Here is a 6,308-nt window from a genome sequence, read left to right as displayed (position 1 = left end):
TACTTCGTGAATGGATGGACAAATGCCAAACTCTGAGCGTTTTTTCTCCTGTTCCTGAATACGTAACAGGGACTCAACCTGCCCCCGACTAAGCAAAACCGCCTGTGAAGCTTGCTGTTTACTCATAAATCACCCCCTGATATTTATACAGTTATCATGCTTTCACAAATCGCAACAATTATCAACTTCATTGCAATTACTGCAACGATAAGCATTAGTTGATTGACTGTTCCAACGGACGGTAACTTAGGCGTGGGCTTTTATCTGGCACAAAAAAGCCACCAGCAAGTTTGCGTGGTGGCTTTCGTTATTCTGGCAACTTAAATGGGGGTCAGTATTCGCCCTCACCCCATTCGATCTTGCCTTGGCTATCGAGCATTTTTAACGATTGCATCTCAGTATCCAGAACCGATAGGCATTTTTGCCCGGGAGCACCGATTTTCATTAATGCCGCATGAGTGCGCTCGTAATACCGATAAATTGAATTGCGCGTAGGTTCAATGAATGGCATCGAGCACACTTGATCGATATTGTTTGTCGTTACCTGCTTAAGAGTATCATCTGCGTTTTCAGGTAGTGCAAAAGCCAGATCAATATCTAACCCCTCTTGAAACGCCGTAACACCTAAAAACGGTTCCGACGATAATTTAGGGTATAGGGCAATCCATTTGCTGTTACCACGCTGAATGTTTTCACTTATCTGGTCATATTCAACATCAGAAATGGCGCTACGATCTTGAGTTTTAATAGCGTTCTCAACCTTGGCGTACAGGTGATCATTAAGTGACGTACTACATGCAGAGAATGAAAGGGCTGAGCCTAATAGTAAAATCAGTGAATAATTCATTATTTGACACTCAAATTTCTGTCACCGCTTGCCCATATCTGGCGACGAATAGACGGCGCAATAACAATACATCCCTCTGACGCATTACCTGGGTCACTGCCTTTATCCCCATGGATCTCAAAATCACCCCGCCCATGCATATTATTGGAACTATTCGGCATTAGGCGCATGGCATAGGGGCCGGTGACATGTGAGTTAAACGGGCTGGTAATTGTGTAACTCCCTGCGGGTAAAGGGGCTGCATTCGGGCTGCCATGAGGAGCCTTATACGCTTCCTGTTCCGGCCTGTTTTTGTATTTTCCTTTACCTGAATAACCGGAACTTATCGTTGTACCATTATGCTTTAAAGAACCGGACGCGCGATCATATTCCCACATATAACAACCTCCTTATGCCCTTTCGTTCCAAGAGTCACTATGAATGATATTGCCATCGATGTAATGCCAGGTGATTTTTTCAAACATCAGTTCGACACACTCCCGATGCCCAACTTTTTCAAAAAGCGGGCTTTTAATATCAAACATTATCGGCATTACCGATACCACCCGAACCGACTCAAGACTGGTATTAAAATATTCCTGTTCCTGCCCTGCATGATTAATCGCGTAAAATTTAAACTCGGCTGACTTGAGCGCTTGCCCGGTTGTGACCGCTTTATATAGGTATGGGCTGGAGGAATCTATTTCCTTCTCAAAATAATAACTGCTGTGCGAGCGTGTAGCGGCTATTTTCCCAGTACGTGGATCTGTCGGTAGGCATACACTATGCTGGATGCCTGTCACCTCAATGCTTCCCTCTCGGCCATTTACGTCAACAGAACCTTTGATATCAGCCCCACCATCGTCTTTAAGCCATAAATATACGGGTATCGCCATGCTAATGAACTCCATGTAATTGATTAATTTCTTTGCGATACTACGCCCCACATCTACCCAATTTTACCTGTTAGGATCAATAAAACCGCCGTTTCAGAGTTTTCGTATACTCAAAAATGCACATGCCATGAGTGAGCAAAATATAAATTTAATGATGCGATTACACAGAATGAGGGAATTTTTAGATCCTGCCAGGTACTTTTTGCGTAGTTTACTGGCTTCGCTAAATAGGCAGCTTTCACCTCTAATTGACACAACTAGGTTTCTGTAACCCGCTTAATATCCGACCCCTGATTTCTGTTCCCGATAACGCTGCTTATTCTGATAGCGTCGCTGGTCCGCGGTGACTCCAATTGACATGCTAATACAGTGATTTCGACGTAAGGCGATGCGTTCCCGCTCTTTATCGTCCTGGCTGGCGTCCATCACATCCAGCCAGCAACGCGCCGCCCGTCGCCATAAACCAGCCTGTTCCAATGCTTCCGCCTTTTTCTCATTCATTTAAAATTCTCTATAGGTATACAAAAACGGTTAGACCAGTTGGACCATTTAGCCAAATCCACCTAACATGTTGATTTAACTAGATACAAATTATATTTTTGGGCTAAATCATTCCTGATTTGGGCTAAATCCACCTATTTTAGAGTTAGCCCAATATCGCCCGAACCCCTGTTAGCCCAAATCACCCCATACTTAGCCCAAAATCAACAATAGTTAGCCCAGACTTAGACCAAAATTATTTATCACTTTTCTTAATTAACAATAGGTTAATTACTAATAGAGTTATCTGGTCTAAATGGGCTAAAGGTTTTTATGTGCACATGAAGAAATTACTCATCTTCTGATTCAGTTTCAGGCGCGAATAGAAGCGCATAAGCCCAAGGGCGCACATTGTTCAGGTGCTTAAGGCGGGGCATTCTGATTTGCCAGCCCTTGGCGCTGCTGGATTTTTTGAGCATTCCAGCTTCATGAAGAACTTGCGCGGTGGCGTCTTTGTTGTGGGTGCCAGCAACGTGTTTTTTAAACGGTGCCGGGAGCACGTAAAACAACATGGGATCATCGAATCGTTCACCATTATCGCGATACCCCATCAGTTCAGAGATTGGCAAACTATGCGGGTCATAGTCCAACGGAGCGAAACGACTCATACCGTAAGCGTTAAGAAACTCCTCGGTTTGCTCGATAATCTGCTGGTGCTCTTTGTTGCCGGTGCCGAACTCTTTTACCCAGGCGTTGAAGCTGTGCTGAATGGCATCCCGGCACACCTGCGCATCCCAGCCAGTAATATGCCCCGCCAGCAGCAACGCCGTTTCCATTATCGCAAAACGCTCTCCGACGCGGTGGACCTGTTCACCATAGCTTTCAGGAATTAGCCCGCGCCAACGCTGTCTCGCGGTCCTTGCAGCCTCCTGAGCCTCCTGCTGGTGGTCAGCAAGCCATCGCACCCACTCACGCCCCGCTGCGCCATGGTGCCCCGTCCATGCATCGCGCAGAGCGTCGGCATGGGCTTTACCTGATGGCAAACCATGAAACACCGTGGATTTTTCCAGAGGAATGTTAAGCAGGCGGACCAGTTGCCCTGCTTTGGGGTTGATCCCATGGCTCAAAAGATAGGTTTCAATATCCATTTCTCCCGTGCTGATAGCGACGGTGCGCCAACGCTTTAACTCCCGGTTACCCCCCTCTTTTGCCCCCTGCAATTTGCCAGAACCGTTAAACAGCGTGTACGCAGAAGTGGCTACCGATTTGGGATCCGCTCCCTGTCCAACTTCATCCAACGCCAACAATCCATCATGGTGAGATTGAGCTTCGTTCGCGATGCCCAGCGCCGTGCCGTACCACGTTAGGCGCAACATGTCCGGACTGCCGTATAGACTGCTGGCAATATTGGCCGTGGTGGTTTTACCGGCGCTGGACTGCTGGAAGAAATGGACTCCGAAGCCGTCAGCATCCACCAGTCCCACAAGCGGGGCAACCAGCGCCGCCGCAACACCTAGCATCATCGACGGGTTGCCCACCACGAGCGCGGCCACATTATCGCGCCAGCTTTCAGCCGTTCCTGCCACCGTGTAACCCGACGCCGTAGCACTTCGCCCGTGGAACAGGACGCGCTTCTGACTGTCACCGATAATTTCCCCGTCTGGCATGATATAAACGCCGTGCTGCCAGCCTGACAATGAAGCGATGTTCCAAAGTTCACCGGTATCACTATCTGTCAAATAATCGGCAAGGATGGCGCGTAACTGAGGCTTTGCAGTAACGCGCAGCCCCCGGTTACTCAATCTCGCCCAACCTTCCCGATTGCCAATATCACCCGCGGGGATCGCCTCTGTGCGTTCCGGCCTGTTTCCCGTTGGTTGCCAGCGCAGAATCACAAAATCGCTACCATCACCCTCGCCGGTTCCCAGCACCTCTACCGCGCCACATAGCCATTGGCCGGGGCGGATCACTTCCCCGGACTGCTTATCGATTTTTGGCGTCACCCAATACAGCCCACCATTCCGAGATTCAACGCGCGGGGCCAGTTCATCTACCGGTTTACGCTGGCCACCGGCTTTGCGTATATCTTCTACCAGACTTTCCCCGCGTTCTGCCTCCTCTTTGAGTCCAGGAAGGCGCGGGGTCCAATCTTCCGCTGGTTTCTGTTCATGTATTCCGTCAAATAGACGGGCTTCCTTCACATCGGCCAGTGCCAAACGGGTTTCAATCGCCAGCAATTGCGCAGGGCTGATATCACCGGCACGGTAAACACGGACGTAACGCCGCCCCTTATCGATGATGCGCAGGTTATCCAGCTCGGCCAATTGCCGGGCGCCCAGATAAATGGGTGGGATTTTGTCACCCGCTTCATTACCGGCTTTTTCCGTCCAGTGCTGTACATGGCTGAGTGCATCCGCACCCGCAAAAATAATCGCCTCGGTGAATTTGTCCTTTGGCAATTGTTTAACGTTCGGGGCGCTTTTCATTTTTTTCCTCTCTGACTTTGGATCATTTCTTTCAATTTCTGCGTTTTATCAAGCGCGTTATTGGTCTTGCACCACTCGGAAACCGCGCCAGCCGGCACCGGTACAAAATCGCGGCTAAACCGCCCCACGGATGCAATGCAGGGATGCTCATACCCGTCGCGGATGTACGTCACGCGGTTATGCACAAAGCTGGAAATAGTGATTTTGGAACCGGTGCGATCTTTCCAAATATCTCCCGGGCGGATTTCTGGCTGTGTTTGGCCGCTGGCAGCAAAGCCAGTTAATTTTTTATTCATGGTTTTACTCCCCGGATTGCGCGGGTGGGATTACCTGAAAACCGGCTGATTCTGCCAGCTCGAGAAAACTGAAAAGGGAAGAAACATGTTCTTCGTCTCTCAGGCGGCGATCGCATTGCACTTTGCCATTAATCAGATTCACCAGCACACGACCGGTAAAATCAGGGGAAATATGCAATGTAGCGGTGACGGTAGTTTGAGCGTTATGCAAAATGATTTACCCCCACAGCCATTTTAAGATGTGCCAGCGCCTCAGATAACAGATTGTGAACGGCGGCGACACGGCTACTTTCCGCAATATCATCAGGCGTCAGACCCGCCAGCCACAAACCCAGAACAGCGTGTGCCTGGTTGCCGTATTCAAGCGCGGTTTTGGCGTGCTCCCTCATTTCGTGAGTTTCCAGCAGTGAGGCAGTCAACGCGGCATTAATGCGGATGCCATGGGTAGTCGATAAGTCAGACATGGGGCACCTCCATTGCTAAACGTGACTGTATAGCAGCAGCCTTGCTGCCTAACTGTAGATAAGTGCGGGTAATAGCTGGGTTGCTATGTCCCAGCATTTCAGAGGCAATCAATAACCCCTGCTCTCCACCTGCATTCATGAGATTAAAGGCGGCAATTTTTCGGCTTGAGTAGGCACTAAGGCGCAATTTCGCGTTAATGAATCCGGCGAACCACTGCATGACGCTGTGTAATTTTTTCCAGATTGTTTGACGCGAAACGCTACCTTCCAGACAATAACAACGGTTACTTTCAATCTGGCTACGGGAAAATACCAAATCATCATCAACAAAATTACGTGCCAGACGGTCACGCAGGCGTTTAATAATGCCTGGTGGTAATTGTTTGGTGTCCTGCTTAACCTCGGCGCGGGATACCAGATCGAACACTATCGCCTGTTCTTTGTCGGTCATGTCGGAGGCCAGTTCGTCACAGCTCACGCTGTCCCACTGCATATAGGCAATGTGATCACCGGCTATGCGGGCGGCGTCTTTGCGCTGCTGGCGAACAATCTCGATACCTTTGCGCGTGGCTCGAGCCTCCGCCGCTTTGGTCTGTTTGGCGACAACAATCGTTGCTTTTCCGGTTTCCCAATTGATGCAGGAATAGCGGAAATTACACACGTCGCTGGTGCGCCAGCCGGTGCAAACGGAAATATCCCACCAGAGCAAAACCCAATCGGCCTGCGTCTGCTGAATGCGATCCCGGAGTTTGCGCTGTTCGTCACGGTCATAAACCGGCGTCATAGTACGGGAACCTTTGGTGGACACCGCTTTAACGACGTTGCCGCGCAGCTCGCGCGCTTTTGCTGTCAGGGTTTGC

The 6,308-nt window shown here is 49.6% G+C and carries 9 protein-coding genes; all 9 read right to left on the bottom strand.

Annotated features, from left to right (window positions below; translation table 11 throughout):
• Window positions 1-331: 331 nt before the first annotated feature.
• Window positions 332-847, bottom strand: coding sequence for a hypothetical protein (locus J8X26_RS26585; RefSeq protein ID WP_208952528.1), 516 nt, complete (start codon window positions 845-847; stop codon window positions 332-334).
• Window positions 847-1,224, bottom strand: a complete 378-nt coding sequence (locus J8X26_RS26580; protein ID WP_208952527.1) for a tlde1 domain-containing protein — start codon at window positions 1,222-1,224, stop codon at window positions 847-849. Before J8X26_RS26580 ends, J8X26_RS26585 begins: the two co-directional genes overlap by 1 nt.
• A 12-nt stretch (window positions 1,225-1,236) precedes the next feature.
• Window positions 1,237-1,722 carry a type VI secretion system tube protein TssD gene (locus J8X26_RS26575; RefSeq protein WP_208952526.1) on the bottom strand — a complete coding sequence of 162 codons (486 nt, stop codon included), beginning with the start codon at window positions 1,720-1,722 and terminating at the stop codon, window positions 1,237-1,239.
• A 276-nt stretch (window positions 1,723-1,998) separates the two neighbouring features.
• Window positions 1,999-2,223: a PerC family transcriptional regulator gene (locus tag J8X26_RS26570; RefSeq protein WP_208952525.1), complete on the bottom strand. Its 225-nt coding sequence runs from the start codon at window positions 2,221-2,223 to the stop codon at window positions 1,999-2,001.
• A 329-nt stretch (window positions 2,224-2,552) separates the two neighbouring features.
• Window positions 2,553-4,688, bottom strand: coding sequence for a DUF927 domain-containing protein (locus J8X26_RS26565; RefSeq protein ID WP_208952524.1), 2,136 nt, complete (start codon window positions 4,686-4,688; stop codon window positions 2,553-2,555).
• Entirely contained in the window at window positions 4,685-4,984 is a 300-nt protein-coding gene (locus J8X26_RS26560; protein ID WP_208952523.1) for a DUF4222 domain-containing protein, read from the bottom strand. Before J8X26_RS26560 ends, J8X26_RS26565 begins: the two co-directional genes overlap by 4 nt.
• Before the next feature lie 4 nt (window positions 4,985-4,988).
• Complete coding sequence (locus tag J8X26_RS26555; RefSeq protein ID WP_208952522.1) at window positions 4,989-5,195, bottom strand: hypothetical protein; 207 nt, start codon at window positions 5,193-5,195, stop codon at window positions 4,989-4,991.
• On the bottom strand, window positions 5,188-5,448 hold the full coding sequence (locus J8X26_RS26550) for a hypothetical protein (RefSeq protein WP_244370884.1): 261 nt from the start codon (window positions 5,446-5,448) through the stop codon (window positions 5,188-5,190). Before J8X26_RS26550 ends, J8X26_RS26555 begins: the two co-directional genes overlap by 8 nt.
• Window positions 5,441-6,308: tyrosine-type recombinase/integrase (locus J8X26_RS26545; RefSeq protein ID WP_208952521.1), on the bottom strand; the 868-nt coding region annotated here is incomplete at its 5' end. The genes J8X26_RS26550 and J8X26_RS26545, both read right to left, overlap by 8 nt.

Source organism: Rahnella sp. ChDrAdgB13, assembly GCF_017655185.1.
GTDB lineage: Bacteria > Pseudomonadota > Gammaproteobacteria > Enterobacterales > Enterobacteriaceae > Rahnella > Rahnella contaminans.
Note: the sequence above shows the minus strand (reverse complement) of the source record. Positions and strands in the feature narration are given on the sequence as shown.